Source organism: Streptomyces sp. NPDC048269, from assembly GCF_040652395.1.
In the GTDB taxonomy this organism is placed as follows: Bacteria; Actinomycetota; Actinomycetes; order Streptomycetales; family Streptomycetaceae; genus Streptomyces.
The window spans coordinates 72254-89475 of the sequence record NZ_JBEZLW010000028.1 but is presented as its reverse complement, the minus strand read 5'-3'; the positions used below and the strand labels follow the sequence as shown (position 1 = coordinate 89475).

Below are 17222 nucleotides of genomic sequence, written 5' to 3'. Positions count from 1 at the left end.
GCCCCATCCGGCCGGGGCACGGGCCTCCCGCACCTCGTACCCCAGGGGCCGTCCGTGACCATCGAGCACAGCTACCGCCAGCCCGGAACGGTCCTCACCGACCACCGGTTCACCGTCCCCCTGGACCACGCGCGTCCGGACGGCGAGCAGATCGAGCTGTACGCCCGCGAGGTCGTCGCCTCCGGCAAGGACCCGGCGTTCCTGCCGTGGCTGCTGTACCTGGAGGGCGGACCCGGCTTCGGCGCCCGGCGCTTCACCGGCCGGCAGGCGTGGCTCGAGCGGGCGCTGGCCGACTACCGCGTACTCCTGCTCGACCAGCGCGGAACCGGCCGTTCCACCCCGGTGAACAGGCAGACCCTGCCCCTGCGCGGCACCCCCGCGCAGCAGGCCGAGTACCTCGCCCACTTCCGGTCCGACTCCATCGTGCGCGACGCCGAGGCCATCCGCCCCGCCCTGACCGGCGGCGCTCCGTGGACCGTGCTCGGCCAGAGCTTCGGCGGATTCTGCACGACCCACTACCTCTCCACCGCCCCCGAGGGCCTCACCGCCGCCCTGATCACCGGCGGCCTCCCGTCCCTGACCGCCACCGCCGACGAGGTGTACGAGGCCTCGTACCCCCGCATCGAGCGCAAGAACCTGGCGCACTACGCCCGATACCCGATGGACGTGGAGCGCGCCCGCCGGATCGCGGCCCACCTCGCGGAGCGCCCGGCCGAACTCCCCGGCGGCTACCGGCTCACCGTCGAGGCGTTCCAGTCCCTCGGTCTGATGCTCGGGTCCGGTGACGGCAGCCACCAGCTGCACTACCTCCTGGAGGACGCCTTCGTCCCCTCCGCCGCCGGACCGGCCCTCTCCGACGCCTTCCTGGAGGGAGCCCGGGCGCACCTCTCCTTCGCCGGGCACCCCCTCTACGCCCTGGTCCACGAGTCGATCTACGCCCAGGACCCGGCCGCGCCCACCGCCTGGGCCGCCGAGCGGGTGCGCGCGGGCCACCCGCGCTTCGACGCCGCCAAGACCCTCGCGGGCGACGAACCCCTCCTCTTCACCGGCGAGACCATCCACCCCTGGCACTTCACCGCCGACCCCTCGCTCGTCCCGCTGCGCGAGACCGCCGAGTTGCTGGCCGCCCGTACCGGCTGGGGGCCCCTCTACGCCCCGGACCGGCTCGCCGCCAACGAGGTGCCGGTGGCCGCGGCCGTCTACCACGACGACATGTACGTCGACACCGCGCACTCGCTGGAGACCGCCCGTGCGATCCGGGGCCTGCGGACCTGGGTGACGGACGAGTTCGAGCACGACGGCGTCCGCGCGGGCGGCCCCCGCGTGCTGGACCGGCTGCTGGCCCTCGTACAGGGCGACGCCTGAGACCGGCACGGCCCAACCGCCCCGCCCGCGCCGGTCCGTTCGCATAGTGTGCGACCCATGACCGAACAGCATGATCGGCCCGCCGCCTTGCAGCCCATGCCCACCGACTGGCAGCGCGCCCTCGCCGTCGTCGCCCACCCGGACGACCTGGAGTACGGCTGCGCGGCCGCGATCGCGGACTGGACCGACGGCGGCCGCGAGGTCGTCTACCTCCTCGCCACGCGCGGCGAGGCGGGCATCGACACCACCGCCCCGGCCGACTGCGCCGCGCTGCGCGAGGCGGAGCAGCGGGCGAGCGCCGCCGTCGTCGGGGTGTCCGAGGTGGAGTTCCTCGATTACCAGGACGGCATCATCGAGTACGGGCTCGGCCTGCGCCGGGACATCGCGGCGGCCATCCGCCGGCACCGCCCCGAGCTGGTCGTCACCCTCAACCACCGGGACACCTGGGGCGGCGCGGAGGGCGGTGGCTACTGGAACACCCCCGACCACAAGGCCGTCGGCCGCGCCGTCCTGGACGCGGCCGGAGACGCCGGCAACCGGTGGATCTTCCCCGAACTCCTCACCGAGCAGGGGCTGGAGCCGTGGAACGGGGTGCGCTGGGTCGCGGTGGCCGGAACCAGCACGCCGACGCACGCGGCCGACGCCGGCCCGGGCCTGGAGCGTTCGGTCAAGTCCCTGCTGGAGCACAAGGCGTACATCGAGGTGCTCACGGACCAGGACCCCGAGGAATACGTCCGTACCTTCCTCACCGGCAACGCCCAGCAGGCGGCGGCCCGGTTCGGCGGCCGCCCGGCGGTCCCGTTCGAGGTCTTCCCCCGCTGACCGGACCCCTCTAGGCTGACGATCCGTCAGGTCATAACGGGGGTGCAGGCCAGGGTGATCGACACCGTAGCCACGGACATCGCGGAGGGTGAGGAGCGGATCCGGCTGGAGACAGCGGACGGTGTCGCGGTCCTCACCCTGTGCCGTCCGGACAAACTCAACGGCTGGACCTGGGAGTCCACGCGCCAGCTGGGCCTGCTGGCGGACCGCGTCCGCTTCGACCCCTCGGTGCGGGCCGTACTGCTGCGCGCCGAGGGCCGGGCCTTCTGCGCGGGCATCGACGTGACCGCCCCCGGCGGCGCGATCACGGGCGGTACCGCCGCCGAGCGGACCCGCAACTACTACGAGGCCATCCGCTGGGTCCACGAGCGGTTCGAGGTCCTCTCCCGCCTCCCGCAGCCGGTGGTGGCCGCCGTACAGGGCTACTGCCTCGGCTTCGGCTTCGAGCTGGCACTGATGGCCGACATCCGGGTGGCGGCCGAGGACGCCGTCTTCGCCCTGCCGGAGGCGCAGCTGGGGGTGGCGGTGGACGCGGGCGGTGACCTGCGCATCGCCCGCGAGGCCGGCGCCGGCTGGGCCAAGTACCTGGCCCTGACCGGCCGGCGCATCGACGCGGCGACGGCTGGGCGGCTGAACCTGGTCCAACTGGTCGTCCCCGTCGAGGAGCTGGAGTCGGCCGCGCGGACGCTGGCGGCGGAGATCGCCGCGAACGCCCCCCTCGCCGTCCAGGGCATCAAACGCGCCGTCGACGCCTACGCGGACGCGGCCCTCCCCGCGGCCCTCGACCGCGTCGCGATGACGGGGGCTCTCACCCTCGCCTCCGACGACTGCCGCGAGGGCTACGCGGCCAAGGCGGCCCGCCGCCCGCCGCACTTCACCGGAGGCTAGGCCTGTCCGCCCTGTCCGCCCTGTCCGCCCTGTCCGACCCGAACGGCCCGCGCCCCAGTTGTTCCCGTACCGGCACGACCTCGGGGTTGACCAGGGCCCGGCGCTGCCAGTTCGCGCCGTCGACCACCAGCGTGTGGCCGGTGACGAACCGGGCATAGGGCGAGGCCAGGAAGGTCGCGGCCCAGCCCAGTTCGCGCGGGGCGCCCACGCGGAGGGCGGGCTGCCGGGCGTCCGTGGAGTCCGGCGCGGAGCGCTCCAGGCCGCCCCGGATGTCCCCGGTCATGTCGGCGTGCGGGAACAGCCCGGGGACGAGCCCGTTGATCTGGATGCCGTACGGTCCCCACTCGACGGCGAGGGTCTCCACCAGGTTCTTCACCCCCGCCTTGGCGGCCGCGCTGTGCGCGAAGCCCGGTCCGCCCGTCCACGCGTACGAGGCGCCGATGTTCACGATCGAACCGGGGGTGCCCGCGGCGAGGTGGCGCCGGCCGAACTCACGGGTCATGAACCAGGTGCCGGTCAGGGTGATGTCCACCACCGCCCGCCAGGCATTGGGGGACAGGTCCTCGGCCGGGGAGGGGAAGTTCGCGGCGGCGTTGTTGACCAGGACGTCCGGCGGCCCGAGCGCGGCCTCCGCCGCATCGAAGAGCTCCGCGACCCGCTCGGGGTCCCGGATGTCGCAGACGGCGGCCGTCACCCGGCCCGCGCCGGGTACGGCCGCCAGCTCCTCCCGCGCCGCCTTGAGCTGCTCGGCGCGGCGGCTCGCGATCACCAGATCGGCGCCGAGCCGCGCGAACTCGGCGGCGATGGCCTTGCCGAGCCCGGTGCCGCCGCCGGTCACGAGGACCACCTGCCCCGCGTACGTGCCGGGAGGCAGGGCGGCGGCGCCGAGCGGTGGTGGCGCGGGCAGGCCGCGCCGGTCGTCGTCCTTCATGGGGCATCGATAGCGCGCGGGCGCTCAGAACACCATGCCCGTGGCAGCGCCCACCGCTACGGCAGGTACGCCTGCTTGGTGGCGCAGGTCCAGATCACCGGCTTCAGCTTGCCCTTGGCGTTGACGGCGGCTCCGCCGACCCGGCCGTCGTCGGAGACCGACTCGGCCGCGCTGGCCCCGTTCGCGGCGAGCCGCGGCAGGGCGAGTACCGGCCCCGTGCCCGGCCACAGCTGCGCCTGGTCGGGCACGGCCTGCTCCTCCGGGTGGAACTTGGCGGTGCCGACGGTGACGCGGGTGGTCGGGCTGATCGCCTCGAAGGTTCCGTACGGGTGGGTGTTCAGCACGCCGGGGGAGGTTCCGGCCGTGGTGTACGGCGGCGCCCAGGTCCACGGCTTGTACTGGTACCCGGGCCCGTACCAGTCGTATCCGACGACGTGGCCGTTCTCGTCGAGGTCCTGGACGTAGCTCTCCTGCGCGGTGGGGGAGAGGTACCTGGCCGGTCCGCCGTCACCCGGCCAGATCACCGGGTGGGACCCCGACAGGTGGGCGCCGGTGCCGGGGTCCTCGTAGTCCTGCTCGGCCAGGCCGAGGATGTCGCCCTTGTTGTTGACGGCGGTGACCAGTTCGACGGAGGTTCCCGGGCCGGCCTCCGCCGGGAGGGGCAGCTCGCGGACCTTCTGGCCGTCCTTCCAGACGACGCCGACGCCCGCCCCGTTGCGCGAGACCACGTAGCCGGCGTCGTTGACGTCGGCCTCGCCGTACGCGTAGTCGCTCCCGGGCAGCGGCGTGATCGCCGCGGCGCCCGCCCGGTAGGTGAACACGTAGCCGCCGGCGCCGTAGACGCGGCCCACCATCAGACCGCCCTTGTTCACGGCGAGCAGCTCGCCCTGGAGGCCGGCCGCGGGCAGCGGAACCTTGTGGAGCGTGGTGCCGGTCCAGTAGACGGGCTGCGCGCCGGAGACGCCGACCGACAGCCTGCCCGCGCCGAGGGCGAGGACCCCCTGGGTCTGCGGATTGCCGGGGTTGTAGACGTCGTCCCCGAGGGAACCCAGTACCTGGATCCTCGGAGTGCAGGTGGTGGCGGCCGCGGCCGGGCCGGCGGCGGTGACGATGCCGGCCAGGACGATCGCGGCTGCGGCGGCCGAGGCGCCTCGTCGCATGGGTGTGCTGTTCATCGTGTGGATCCCCCTGTGATGTGCGGTGGCGCAAACGCGCGCCCGGAACGGTGTCGGCTCCGGGCGGGCGAGGTCCCCTGTTGCGTCATATGCCCTGTGACAGCGGCCTGTTGATGTTATCGCCGATCTTCCTGTCCACCCGTGGTTCACGTGTTTGATTTCCGGAAGAGCCCGCCCGGCCGCGGGGGACGTTCAGCCCCGCACGCCCCACCCGCGGTACCCGCCCGCGCCGAGGGTTCCCAAGGGGGCAAGCGACCGCTTAGTATGCCCGCGGAGCATGGTTCCTCGACGGCGGCTGGAGGCCCCGGATGCAGGCATGGCGAGTACATACCCCCGGCGAACCCCATGAGGCCATGCGCCTCGAAGAGGTTCCCGAACCGGTCCCCGGCGAGGGCGAGGTGAAGCTCCGGGTGCTCGCCGCCAACGTCAACTTCCCGGACGCGTTGCTCGTCCGCGGGCAGTACCAGATCCGCCCGCCGCTGCCCTTCACGCCCGGCGTGGAGATCTGCGGCGAGACCGAGGACGGCCGTCGCGTCATCGCCAACCCGAGCCTGCCGCACGGCGGTTTCGCCGAGTACGTCACCGCGCCCGCGCGCGCCCTGCTCCCCGCCCCCGACACCCTCGACGACGCCGAGGCGGCCGCCCTGCACATCGGCTACCAGACCGGCTGGTTCGGGCTGCACCGCCGGGCCCGCCTGCAGAGCGGCGAGACCCTCCTCGTGCACGCCGCCGCGGGCGGGGTCGGCAGCGCCGCCGTCCAGCTCGGCAAGGCCGCCGGGGCCACCGTCATCGGGGTCGTCGGCGGCAAGGCCAAGGCGCGCACCGCCGAGGAGCTCGGCTGCGACCTGGTCATCGACCGTACGACGGAGGACATCGTCTCCCGCGTCAAGGAGTTCACCGGCGGACGCGGCGCCGACGTGGTCTACGACCCGGTCGGCGGTGACGCCTACACCGCCTCCGCAAAATGCGTGGCCTTCGAGGGACGGATCGTCGTCGTCGGCTTCGCGAGCGGCACCATCCCCGCCCCCGCGCTCAACCACGCGCTCGTGAAGAACTACGCCGTCCTCGGCCTCCACTGGGGGCTTTACGCCTCCAAGGAGCCCGCCGCCATCCTCGCCTGCCACACCGAGCTCACCCGACTCGCCGCCGAGGGCGCCGTGAAACCGCTGGTCAGCGAACGGGTCCCGCTCGCGGATGCCGCAGACGCCGTGCAGCGCCTCGCCGACGGGACCACCACCGGCCGGCTGGTCGTCGTACCGGCCCTGGACGGAGGCCCCCGATGACCGGCACCACCGTCACCGCGGAAGGAGTGCGCGCCCGGGTCCGGGACCTGCTCGCCGCCCACGCGCCCGCGACCACCCCGCGCACCGACTTCCTGCGCGCCCGCTTCGACGCCGGACTCGCCTGGGTCCACTACCCCGAGGGCCTGGGCGGCCTCGGCGCGCCCCGCTCGCTCCAGGCCGTCGTCGACGCCGAGCTGGAGGCCGCCGGCGCCCCCGACAACGACCCGCGCCGGATCGGCATCGGCCTCGGCATGGCCGCGCCCACGATCCTCGCGTACGGCACCGGGGAACAGAAGCACCGCTTCCTGCGCCCCCTGTGGATCGGCGAGGAGGTGTGGTGCCAGCTCTTCAGCGAACCCGGCGCCGGCTCCGACCTCGCCGCGCTCGGCACCCGCGCCGTCCTCGACGAGGACTCCGGCGAATGGGTGGTCGACGGCCAGAAGGTATGGACCTCCAGCGCCCACACCGCCCGCTGGGCCATCCTGATCGCCCGCACCGACCCGGCGCTGCCCAAGCACCAGGGCATCACGTACTTCCTCTGCGACATGCACGCCCCCGGCGTCGAGGTCCGGCCGCTGCGCCAGATCACCGGTGAGGCCGAGTTCAACGAGGTCTTCCTCACCGGCGTCCGGATCCCCGACTCCCACCGCCTCGGGGCCGTCGGCGACGGCTGGGCGGTCGCCCGCACCACCCTGATGAACGAGCGCGTCTCCATCGGCGGCATGCGCATCCCGCGCGAAGGCGGCATGATCGCGCCGGTCGCCGCCGCCTGGCGCGAACGCCCCGAACTGCGCACCCACGCCCTCCACCAGCGGCTGCTGGAGCTGTGGGTCGAGGCCGAGGTCGCGCGCCTCACCGGCGAACGGCTGCGCCAGCAGCTCGCCGTCGGCCAGCCCGGCCCCGAGGGATCCGGGATGAAGCTCACCTTCGCCCGCCTGAACCAGGAGATCAGCGGGCTGGAGGTCGAACTCCTTGCCGAAGAGGGCCTGGCGTACGAGGACTGGACCATGCGCCGCCCCGAACTCGTCGACTTCACCGGCCGCGACGCCGGCTACCGCTACCTGCGCGCCAAGGGCAACAGCATCGAGGGCGGCACCAGCGAAATCCTCCTGAACATCGTCGCCGAACGCGTGCTCGGCCTGCCCCCCGAGCCGCGCGACGACAAGGACCTGGCCTGGAAGGACCTCGCTCGATGACTGCACCCATGGCTCTCCTCTACTCCGAGGCCGAGGAAGAACTCCGCGCGGCCGTACGGTCCCTCCTCGTCGCCCGCTGCGCCCCGGAGCGGGTCCTCGCCCGGATCGAGACCGACCGGCCCCACGACCCCGACCTGTGGCAGCCGCTCGCCGCCGGGATCGGCGCGGCCGGGCTCCTCGTACCCGAGAAGCTCGGCGGCCAGGGCGCGAGCCACCGCGAGGCGGCCGTGGTCCTGGAGGAGCTGGGCCGGGCCGTGGCTCCGGTCCCGTACCTGACCAGTGCCGTGCTCGCGACGGAGATCCTGCTCGGCTGCGACGCCGAGGACGTCGCCCCGCTGCTGCGGGAGCTGGCCTCGGGGCGGCAGGTGTGCGTACCGGCCGTGCCGCTGACCCTCGCCCCCGGCGCCCCCCTGCCGACCGCGGTCCGGGACGGCGGCGACGGCGTCCTGACCGGCACGGTCACCTCCGTCGCGGACGCGGTGGCCGCCGATGTGCTGCTGGTCCTCGCCGACACCGGCCTGTACGCCGTCCCGGTCGCCTCGGCGGTGCTGACCCCGCAGGTCCCGCTGGACCTGACCCGCCCGCTGGCCACGGTCACCCTCGACGCGGCCGCCGGCACGCGGCTCGCCGACCCCGCCACGGCCCGGGCGGCCGTCGCCGGAGCCCTGCTCTCCGGGGCCGGGCTGCTCGCCTCCGAGCAGCTCGGGATCGCCGAGTGGTGCCTGACGGAGACCGTCGGGTACCTCCGGGTCCGCCACCAGTTCAACCGGCCCGTCGGCTCCTTCCAGGCCCTCAAGCACCGCCTCGCGCGGCTCTGGCTCGACGTCGCCTCGGCCCGCGCGGCGGCCAGGGCCGCGGCCGACGCCCTCGCCACCGCGTCCCCCGACGCTCCCCTCACCGTCGCCGTAGCCCAGGCCTACTGCGCGGGCGTGGCCGTCCGGGCCGCCGAGGAGTGCGTCCAGCTGCACGGCGGCATCGGCATGACCTGGGAACACCCGGCCCACCTCCACCTCAAGCGGGCCAAGGCCGACTCGCTCGCACTCGGCACGGCGGGCCACCACCGCGGCCTGGTAGCGGAGTTCGCCGAACTCCCGGCGCCATAGGGGATGCCCGGACCGGGTGAGGCAAGACGCCCCCGCACCCCCTCCTCGCACGGGAGAACCCTCGGCAGCCCCGCCCCGGGCCTTGGCTCCGCCGGGGCCCTGGCTCCGGGCCTTGGCTCCGCCGGGGCCTTGGCTCCGGGCCTTGGCTCCGCCCGGGCCTTGGCTCCGCGACCTGGCTGTGCCCTTGGCTCCAGGCCTTGGCTCCGGCCCCGGCCCCGCCCTGGGTCCGGCCCCGGCCGGGCCGGACGAGCGGTGCCGTCACCGCGCGGGGAAGCGCCCGGCTCCGGCCTGGCCCCGGCGCCCCGGCTCCGGGTCGGCCCCGGCCCCGGCCTGGGTCCGGCCCGGCCATGCCTGGTGCGCGGCGCCGTCACCGCGCCCGGAGGCCGAACGGCCGACGCGCCGGCGGCAGGCGTGACCGGCACCCGCACCCGCACCCGCACCCGCACCCGCCCAGCCTGCCGCCCGCCGCCGCCCGATCCTTATGCTCGGCCGCATGACGGCCGCCATCACCCCGCTCACCGCCACGGAACTCCGCGCCCACCGCGACGAACTCGCCGCCCTGCTCCTCGACGTCGTCGCCGCCGGCTCCTCGCTCGGGTTCCTCGCCGACCTCGACCACGAGGGCGCCGCCGCCTGGTGGGATTCCCTGCTGCCCGCCGTCGAGGAGGGGTCCCTCGCCCTGTGGGTCTCCCGCACCGGTGGCGACGGCCGCATCGACGGCACCGTCAGCTGGTACCGGGAGTCCAAGCCCAATGGCCGCCACCGCGCCGAGCTGCGCAAGCTCATGGTCCACCCGGAGGCCCGCGGCCGCGGCACCGGCCGCGCCCTGCTCACCGAGGCCGAGGCGGCCGCCGCCCGCGCCGGTGTGGTGCTGCTGTTCCTGGACACCGAGACGGGCAGCGGCGCCGAGAACGTCTACCGGCGGGCGGGCTGGACGGAGGTCGGCACCATCCCCGACTACGCCGCCGACCCGGCCGGCCGCCTGCACCCCACCACGCTCTTCTACAAGCACCCTCAAGAGTGACCTCGCCCGCCGCGCCGCGTTAGTCCCGTAGCCGCCGGCCATCGAGCGAGGGAGACCGAATGCCCGCAGCACCCGCCGCACTTCCCACCCGACGCGCGTGGCTCCGTACCGCGGCCGTGCTCGCCGGTACGGCCGCGGCGCTGGCTCCCGTACTGCGAGCCCGCCGCCCCCGGCAGACCCTCACGCCGGCCCCGCTCGCGGAGGAGACGTACCGGGGCCGGCACATCGCCGTCGACCAGGCCGGGATCCGTATCGACGGGCGCCCGTTGCACGTCATGCGCCGGGCCGACGGCAGTTACCTCAGCGGGGTCAACCACTTCCAGTCCTTCGCCACGCCGCTGGAACTGGCACGCGCGGCCGTCGACGAACTGGGCACGAACCAGCTGGCGTTGGCCACCGCCCCGCACCACGGCTGACGGGAGGAGCCCCGCGTTGTACACCCGGCAGAACCAGAAGAACCTGACGAGCGCCCAGAAGAAGCGGTTCACGGCGGCCGTGCTGGAGCTCAAGCGCAACGGCGTCTACGACACCCTCGTGCGCACCCACGACAAGTACTTCGTGCCCGATCGCGACCGCAAGCTCCGCGTCGGGCACATGTCCCCGTCCTTCTTCCCGTGGCACAGGTGCTACCTGCTGGAGTTCGAGAGGCAGCTGCGGTCGGTCGATCCGGGTGTGTCCATCCCGTACTGGGACTGGACCACCGACACGAGCCCGGTTTCCTCCCTCTGGGCCGACGACTTCCTCGGCGGCACCGGCCGGGCGAGCGACCGCAAGGTGATGACCGGGCCGTTCGCCTACGACAAGGGCAACTGGACCGTGACGGTGGGCATCACGGAGGCCGCCTTCCTCACCCGCAACCTCGGCCGGCCCCAGAACCCGATCTCGCTGCCCACTCCGGCCGAACTGCAGTGGGCGATCGACGACCCGACCTACGACATCTCGCCCTGGAACTCCACCGTCAACGGGTTCCGCAACAAGCTGGAGGGCTGGGCCGCCCCCAAGAGCGAGCGCTGGCGCAACCACAACAAGGTCCACCAGTGGATCGGCGGCCACATGACGGGCGGCACCGCGCCCAACGATCCGGCCTTCTGGCTGCACCACGCCTTCGTGGACCTGATCTGGGACCGCTGGCAGCAGAAGCACCCGCGCTCCGGCTACCTCCCCGCGGTGGCGCCCGCGCCCGGGGACCTCCAGCGCGGCCGGGTGATCGCCCTCGACGAACCGATGCCACCGTGGAACGTCACCCCCCGCGAGATGTTCGGCCACCAGGGCCTCTACCGCTACGAATGACGTACGGACGACACGGGAAAGGGCCCCCGCCAAGAGGCGGGGGCCCTTCAGTCGATCACAGGCCGATCAGACGATCGGCGGCGGACGATCAGTGACCGTAGTCGCCGCCCTCGGTGTGGTGCTCGTCACCGTGGCCCGACGCGTTGACGCACGTGTTGCCGAACGCCGGGTTCAGCAGAGCGATCACGTTGACGGTGTTGCCGCAGACGTTGACCGGGACGTGCACCGGAACCTGGAGCAGGTTGCCCGACAGGACACCCGGGGAGCCGACCGCCGCACCGTGCGCTCCGGCATCGGCGACGGCCAGACCCGCACCGGTGGCCAGGGCGCTACCGGCGACAGCGGTGATGGCGAATGCCTTCGCGATACGCGACATCAAGATCTCCTCGTGAAATATGGGGCGCCGCAGAAGCTGCGGCATTTGACATGGCGTACAACGCGGCGACGGCCGAGGGGTCACGGCCGCTGGGCCTACCCGGTGACGGCGAAGCGCACGGACGCGAAGTACGGCCGGACCTGGGTGACCGTTCCCGGCCGCAGGACCGCGACCGCCCGGCCCGTGCACCCCGGGTCGCGGTAGAGGGTCGCCGTCCGCCGCGTGCCGTTGGTGACGGCCCGGGCGCCGCCGCCCTCCGCTTCGGCACAGTCCGGGGTGGCGTCGAGCCGGTGGACCCGGTCGTCCTGGCCGACGTACTGGAAATCCGGCCCGGCGGCCGCCTGGACCGGGGCGCCGGCGGCGAGCGCGGTCGCCGCCAGCAGCAGGACGGGCACGGTGTGGTGGATACGCAGGGTTCGCATGCCCGTCCAACCGGGCCGGGCGCGGGCACGGTCACGCCTTGTCACCCGTTGGGCGGCTGTGCGACCGTGCGCCGAGCACCGGATCCAGGAGGACGAGATGAGCGCAGCGGCCGGCGGCCGGCCCCGGGCCAGGACCGCGTACGGCGTGGTCGAGGGCAGGACCGGCACGGGCGGTACCGCCGTCTTCCGGGGGATCCCCTACGCGGCCCCGCCCGTCGGCGCCCTGCGCTTCGCGGCGCCCGCGCCCCCGGAGGCCTGGGACGGCGTCCGCGACGCCGGTGCGTTCGGGCCCACCGCGCCCAAGGTGCCCTACCCGCAGAGGTTCGCGGCCCTGTTGCCCGACCCGGAGATCGCCGGGGACGACTGCCTGAACGTCAACGTGTGGACCCCCGATCCGTCCCCCGGGGCCCGGCTGCCCGTCATGGTGTGGATCCACGGCGGGGCGCTCACCCGGGGCTCTTCGGCCGTCCCGGTCTACGACGGCTCCGCCTTCGCCCGTGACGGGGTCGTGCTCGTCTCCTTCAACTACCGCCTCGGCGTCCTCGGCTACGGTCTCTTCCCCGACGCGCCCGCCAACCGGGGCCTGCTGGACCAGATCGCCGCGCTGGAGTGGGTCCGGGACAACGTCGGGGCCTTCGGCGGCGACCCCGCCCGCGTCACCGTCTTCGGCGAGTCCGCCGGAGCCATCAGCATCGGCTCCCTGCTCGCCGCGCCCGGGGCCGCCGGCCTCTTCGCCCGGGCGATCCTGCAGAGCGGAGCGCCCGAGACGCTGCCCCGCGACCGAGTGCGCGCCATGGTCCGGCGGATGGCCTCGCTGCTGAAGACGGACGCCACCGCCGAGGCCTTCGCCGCCACCGGCCTGCCCACCCTGCTCGCCGCCCAGGCGGCCGTCCTGCGCCGATCGAGCCCGCTCGCCGGCGGCCCCGCCTTCGGCCTGGTCACCGACCCGGAGACGGTTCCCGGCGACCCGCTCGACGCCGCGAGCCGGTCCGGCGTACCGCTGCTGCTGGGATGGACCACCGAGGAGTACCGTCTCTGGCTCGCCCCCACCGGCGCGATGCGGCTGCTGGACCGGCTGGGCCCGCTGGCCGTGGAGCTGGCCCGCTTCCGCAGCGGCAAGGACCGGGCCGCCGTACGGGCGCTGCGCGCCGCCCTGCCCGGAGCGGGACCCGCCGACCTCGCGGGGCAGTTGCTCACGGACCGGCTGCTTCGCGATCCGCTGCGCCGGCTCGCCGGGGCGCGGCGGGCGGCGCCGAGCTTCCTGTACGAGTTCGCCTGGTCCTCCGGCGTCCCGGGCCTCGGTGCCTGTCACGCCCTGGAATTGGGCTTCGTGTTCGACACGCTCGACGTGCCCGAGGCGTCCTGGCTGGCGGGACCGCAGGCCCCACAGGCGCTGGCCGAGGAGATGCACGCCGCCTGGGTGCGCTTCGCGGTGCACGGGGAGCCGGGCTGGGCGCCCTGGAACGGCAACGGCCCGCCGAAGGTGTTCGGCGGGCCGGAGCTGAAGGAACTGGCGCTGAAGGAACTGGCGCTCGAGGAAGAGGAGACGGACGCGTCGTCCGTTACTCGACGGGTCCTTCCATGACCTTGCTGATGAACTGGATCGGTCCCTCACCCATGTTCGGGACATAGGTCTTGGCGTTGTGCTGGCCGCCCTTGATGATCCTCAGGTCGGTGTGGACCGGCCCCTTGTTCCCGAAGGTGGCGATGAACTTCTGCACGTCCGGCAGGGTCTTCTTGTTGTTCTCGCTGTCTCCGACCTGGAAGGCGAGGTAGACGTCGGGACCCTTGCGGTCGATGAGCTGCTTCGCCAGGATCTCCGGGTTGTTCTCGGCCTTCTCCTTTTCGTGGCCCTTCCACAGGGAGGAGTCCGGGACGATGTCCGGGCCGGAGGCGATCACGGCCTTGAACTTGTCCGGGTGCTTCAGGACTGCCTTCAGACCGGCGAAGCCGCCGGTGGAAGAGCCCATGAAGGCCCAGCCGTCACGGGACTTGATGGTGCGGAAGTTCGCCTTCATCAGGTCGGGGACGTCCTCGGTCAGCCAGGTGCCCATCTTGGGCTGGTCGGGTATGTCCGAGCCGTCCCAGTAGATGCCCTTGTCGTCCGGCGCCGGGTTGAGCACCGGCATGGCCAGGATGAACGGCTTGCTCTTCCCCTCGGCGTACCACTTGGAGATGCTGGACTGGAGGCCCAGGTCGGTGCCCATCCAGTAGTTGCTCGGGTATCCGGCGCCGCCCGGCAGGGCGATCATGACCGGGAAGCCGCTCTTGGCGAACTTCGGGTCGTTGTACTCCTTGGGCGCCCAGACCCACACCTTGCCCTTGAAGCCGGACTTCTTGCCGTCCAGGGTGGTGACGGCGACGTGCGTCCCGTCGGGCAGGGTCATCGTGTTCTTGAACTGGGCGGACGGATCGGTGGGCATGAGCATCTTGGAGCTCGCCGGCTGCTGGGCGGCGTCCTTCTTCTTGCCGTCGCCGGCGGGCTTCCCGAAGGACACCGCGGCGCCCTTGTCGGTGAACGGGGGTATCTCGAAGTGGTACATCACGCCCGCCGCGATGCCCGCGAGCGCGAGAACGGAGACTCCCGCGATCACCCAGCGCCGTACCCGGGACTTGCGCCGGGGTTCGTACTCCGGCTCCTGCCCGTAGGGTTCATGCGGCTCGAACGGCTCCTGCCCGTACGGCTGCTGGGCTTGTCCGTACGGCTGCTGCCCGGCATGGGGCTCGTGCGACTGGTGTCCGTACTGCCGCCGCCCGTACTGGTCGCCGTAGGGCTGCTGCGGGTTCTGCCCTTCCGGCCGGTACGGCGGCTGGTACTGCTGCCCCTCGGGTGCGTACGACATGTGCGGTGGCTCTCCGGCTGGTGCTGCCCCGAGGGGCGGGTGGTCTGACGGTGGGTTCTTCCGTTCGAAAGATGAACGAAAGCATGCCAGGGTTCCGGATTTTTCCTTCTCTTGGGGTGCTCTAGGGAAGGCCGTTGCCCGACGCCGGAAAGGCCCGCCGAGTTCCGGTTCTGTTCGCCGACCGTCCCTGGCCCATGCACATGCCGCTGGGTATGGTGCCTGCGCGCCGCCCCCAGAACCCCCGCACCCGCCCGGAGGAAACTCATGTTTGGCATGCCTCTGCCAAAGTCCCGCCGTGGGACCGCCCTCGCCACCGCATTCGGCGTCACCGCCGCCGCTGCGGCCCTGTGGGCGGGCATCGGCGCTGCCCAGCCCGCGCACGCGGCCGCGCTGCCTGCCCCCGACCACGTCGTCGTCGTGGTCTTCGAGAACCACGCCTACAGCCAGGTCATCGGGAGCTCCAGTGCCCCGTACATCAACTCCCTGAAGGCAGGGGGTGCCAACCTCACCCAGTCCTACGGCATCACCCACCCCAGCCAGCCCAACTACCTGCAGCTCTTCTCGGGCTCGAACCAGGGCGTCACCGGCGACAGCTGCTACACCCCCGGCTTCAGCTCCGCACCCAACCTCGCCTCCGAGCTGATGGCCGCGGGCAAGAGCTGGGCCAGCTACAACGAGACCCTGCCCAGCCAGGGCTCCACCACGTGCAGCAGCGGCAGCTACGCCCGCAAGCACAACCCCTGGTTCGCCTTCTCCAACGTGCCCACCAGCACCGCGAAGACCATGACCCAGTTCCCGACCGACTTCACCACCCTCCCCAAGGTGTCCTTCGTCGTCCCGAACCTCTGCAACGACATGCACGACTGCTCCGTCGGCACCGGTGACACCTGGCTCAAGAACAAGCTCAAGGCCTACGCGGACTGGGCGAAGACCCACAACAGCCTCCTCGTCGTCACCTTCGACGAGGACAACCGGCTCGCCGGAAACAAGATCCCGACCGTGCTCTACGGCCAGCCCGTGAGCCCGGGCAGCACGTCGGGCACCACCTACAACCACTACGACATGCTCCGCACGCTGGAAGGCCTGGCCGGCCTGACCACCCACGCCGGGAACGCCGCCGGCGCCAAGGACATCACGGGGATCTGGGCTTCCTGACCATGTACGTTGCGGACAGCCGCGGCACCCCCGCGCCCACCGTGACCCCCGAGCCGTCGGCCGCCGCCCCGGGCACCCAGCCCGGGCGGCGCGCCGCGCTCGCGCCCACGGTGCTCGCCCTCGGCACGGTCAGCCTCATCACCGACGTCTCCTCCGAGATGGTCGCCGCCGTGCTCCCGCTCTACCTCGTCGCCGGCCTCGGGCTCTCCCCGCTCGGATTCGGCCTGCTCGACGGCCTCTACAACGGGGTCAGCGCACTGGTCCGGCTCGCCGGCGGACACCTCGGCGACCGCTTCGGCCGTCACAAGGCCCTCGCCGGAACCGGCTACGCCCTCTCCGCCCTGTGCAAGCCGCTGCTGCTGCTCGCGCACACCCTGCCTGCCATCGGCGCCGTCCTCGCCCTCGACCGCACCGGGAAGGGCCTGCGCACCGCCCCGCGCGACGCGCTGATCTCCCTCGCCGCCGCCCCCGAGGACCGCGGCCGGGCCTTCGGCGCCCACCGGGCGATGGACACCGCGGGCGCGCTGATCGGCCCGGTCCTCGCCTTCCTCATCCTGCGCGGAGCCGCCGACGGCTACGACGCCGTCTTCACCGTCAGCGCATGCGTCGCCGCCCTCGGAGTCCTCGTCCTCGTGCTCTTCGTCCCCGGACGCCCCGCCCCCGCCCGGCCCGCCGCCGGCGCAGGGAACGCCGACGAGCGCGTCTCCCTGCGCGCCTCCCTCGGGCTGCTGCGCGGCCGCGACCTGCGCCGGACCGGCCTCTGCGCGCTGCTGCTCGGCCTGTGCACGGTCAGCGACGGCTTCGTCTTCCTGCTGCTCCAGCGCGCCACAGGGATCGCCGACCGCTGGTTCGCCCTGCTGCCGCTGGGCACCGCCGCCGCCTTCTTCCTGCTGGCCCTGCCCCTCGGGCGCCTCGCCGACCGGATTGGCCGAACGCGCGTCTTCCTCGGCGGCCACCTCGCGCTCCTGCTCGCCTACGGGCTGCTCCTCGCCGGCGGCCACCACCCCTGGCTGCCGTACGCGGTCCTGCTGCTGCACGGCGGCTTCTACGCCGCCACCGACGGGGTCCTGATGGCCGCGGCCGCCGCGGCCGTGCCCGGGGAGCACCGCGGCGGCGGTCTCGCCCTCGTCCAGACCGGCCAGGCCCTCGCCCGCTTCGCCGCCGCACTCGGCTTCGGCGCCGCGTGGACGTTCTGGGGTCCGCGCCCCGCGCTCGGCGTCGCCGTGGTCCTGCTCGCGGCCGCCGTCGCGGTGTGCGCACGGCTGCGCCCCGGCGCCGACTGATCCCACGACCGACCCCGACCCGTCCCCGCCGCCGACCGGCCCCGCCCATCCCTACCGCCGACCGAT

The 17222-nt window shown here is 73.4% G+C and carries 17 protein-coding genes; 12 read left to right on the top strand and 5 right to left on the bottom strand.

The genetic code is table 11. The features are described 5' to 3' along the window. Positions 1-60: 60 nt before the first annotated feature. The 3 genes from AB0D48_RS25930 to AB0D48_RS25920 are packed head-to-tail and all read left to right on the top strand — an operon-like array spanning position 61 to position 3075. A complete protein-coding gene (locus AB0D48_RS25930; RefSeq protein WP_362401535.1) occupies positions 61-1365 on the top strand; it encodes an alpha/beta fold hydrolase in 1305 nt (434 codons plus the stop codon). Between the two features lie 57 nt (positions 1366-1422). Further along, positions 1423-2187 (top strand): PIG-L family deacetylase, encoded by a 765-nt coding sequence (locus AB0D48_RS25925; protein ID WP_362401527.1) that lies wholly within the window; start codon positions 1423-1425, stop codon positions 2185-2187. 54 nt (positions 2188-2241) lie between these two features. Further along, complete coding sequence (locus AB0D48_RS25920; protein ID WP_362401524.1) at positions 2242-3075, top strand: enoyl-CoA hydratase/isomerase family protein; 834 nt, start codon at positions 2242-2244, stop codon at positions 3073-3075. On the opposite strand, the gene AB0D48_RS25915 is transcribed toward AB0D48_RS25920, so the two are convergent. Next, positions 3062-4006, bottom strand: a complete 945-nt coding sequence (locus AB0D48_RS25915) for an SDR family oxidoreductase (RefSeq protein WP_362401521.1) — start codon at positions 4004-4006, stop codon at positions 3062-3064. The two genes, AB0D48_RS25920 and AB0D48_RS25915, sit on opposite strands and share 14 nt — an antisense overlap. Before the next feature lie 56 nt (positions 4007-4062). Beyond that, positions 4063-5181, bottom strand: coding sequence for a hypothetical protein (locus AB0D48_RS25910; protein ID WP_362401518.1), 1119 nt, complete (start codon positions 5179-5181; stop codon positions 4063-4065). A 308-nt stretch (positions 5182-5489) separates the two neighbouring features. On the opposite strand from AB0D48_RS25910, the gene AB0D48_RS25905 reads away from it, so the two are divergent. The 6 genes from AB0D48_RS25905 (at position 5490) to AB0D48_RS25880 (ending at position 11077) form a co-directional block, all read left to right on the top strand. After that, the gene (locus tag AB0D48_RS25905; protein ID WP_362401515.1) at positions 5490-6464 is read left to right on the top strand and encodes an NADPH:quinone oxidoreductase family protein; all 975 of its coding nucleotides are present in this window, start codon (positions 5490-5492) and stop codon (positions 6462-6464) included. Then, a complete protein-coding gene (locus tag AB0D48_RS25900; protein ID WP_362401512.1) occupies positions 6461-7660 on the top strand; it encodes an acyl-CoA dehydrogenase family protein in 1200 nt (399 codons plus the stop codon). Before AB0D48_RS25905 ends, AB0D48_RS25900 begins: the two co-directional genes overlap by 4 nt. Then, complete coding sequence (locus tag AB0D48_RS25895) at positions 7657-8763, top strand: acyl-CoA dehydrogenase family protein (RefSeq protein ID WP_362401509.1); 1107 nt, start codon at positions 7657-7659, stop codon at positions 8761-8763. The genes AB0D48_RS25900 and AB0D48_RS25895 overlap by 4 nt, the downstream gene beginning before the upstream one ends. A 493-nt stretch (positions 8764-9256) precedes the next feature. After that, the gene (locus AB0D48_RS25890; RefSeq protein ID WP_362401506.1) at positions 9257-9787 is read left to right on the top strand and encodes a GNAT family N-acetyltransferase; all 531 of its coding nucleotides are present in this window, start codon (positions 9257-9259) and stop codon (positions 9785-9787) included. Between the two features lie 59 nt (positions 9788-9846). Then, entirely contained in the window at positions 9847-10203 is a 357-nt protein-coding gene (locus tag AB0D48_RS25885) for a tyrosinase family oxidase copper chaperone (RefSeq protein ID WP_362401503.1), read from the top strand. 16 nt (positions 10204-10219) lie between these two features. After that, complete coding sequence (locus AB0D48_RS25880) at positions 10220-11077, top strand: tyrosinase family protein (protein WP_362401500.1); 858 nt, start codon at positions 10220-10222, stop codon at positions 11075-11077. Positions 11078-11165: 88 nt separating this feature from the next. Here AB0D48_RS25880 and AB0D48_RS25875 read toward each other — a convergent pair whose 3' ends face one another. Beyond that, positions 11166-11453 carry a chaplin gene (locus AB0D48_RS25875; RefSeq protein ID WP_362401497.1) on the bottom strand — a complete coding sequence of 96 codons (288 nt, stop codon included), beginning with the start codon at positions 11451-11453 and terminating at the stop codon, positions 11166-11168. Between the two features lie 95 nt (positions 11454-11548). Further along, entirely contained in the window at positions 11549-11875 is a 327-nt protein-coding gene (locus AB0D48_RS25870) for a hypothetical protein (protein ID WP_362401494.1), read from the bottom strand. 97 nt (positions 11876-11972) lie between these two features. On the opposite strand from AB0D48_RS25870, the gene AB0D48_RS25865 reads away from it, so the two are divergent. Beyond that, positions 11973-13460: a carboxylesterase family protein gene (locus tag AB0D48_RS25865; protein WP_362401491.1), complete on the top strand. Its 1488-nt coding sequence runs from the start codon at positions 11973-11975 to the stop codon at positions 13458-13460. On the opposite strand, the gene AB0D48_RS25860 is transcribed toward AB0D48_RS25865, so the two are convergent. After that, positions 13438-14718 (bottom strand): alpha/beta hydrolase-fold protein, encoded by a 1281-nt coding sequence (locus AB0D48_RS25860; protein WP_362401488.1) that lies wholly within the window; start codon positions 14716-14718, stop codon positions 13438-13440. The genes AB0D48_RS25865 and AB0D48_RS25860 overlap by 23 nt on opposite strands. A 264-nt stretch (positions 14719-14982) precedes the next feature. Between AB0D48_RS25860 and AB0D48_RS25855 the strand changes: the two genes are divergently transcribed. Together AB0D48_RS25855 and AB0D48_RS25850 are read left to right on the top strand one after the other, a co-directional pair. Beyond that, complete coding sequence (locus AB0D48_RS25855) at positions 14983-15873, top strand: alkaline phosphatase family protein (protein ID WP_362401485.1); 891 nt, start codon at positions 14983-14985, stop codon at positions 15871-15873. A gap of 2 nt (positions 15874-15875) precedes the next feature. Next, positions 15876-17156 (top strand): MFS transporter, encoded by a 1281-nt coding sequence (locus tag AB0D48_RS25850; RefSeq protein WP_362401482.1) that lies wholly within the window; start codon positions 15876-15878, stop codon positions 17154-17156. Positions 17157-17222 lie beyond the last annotated feature (66 nt).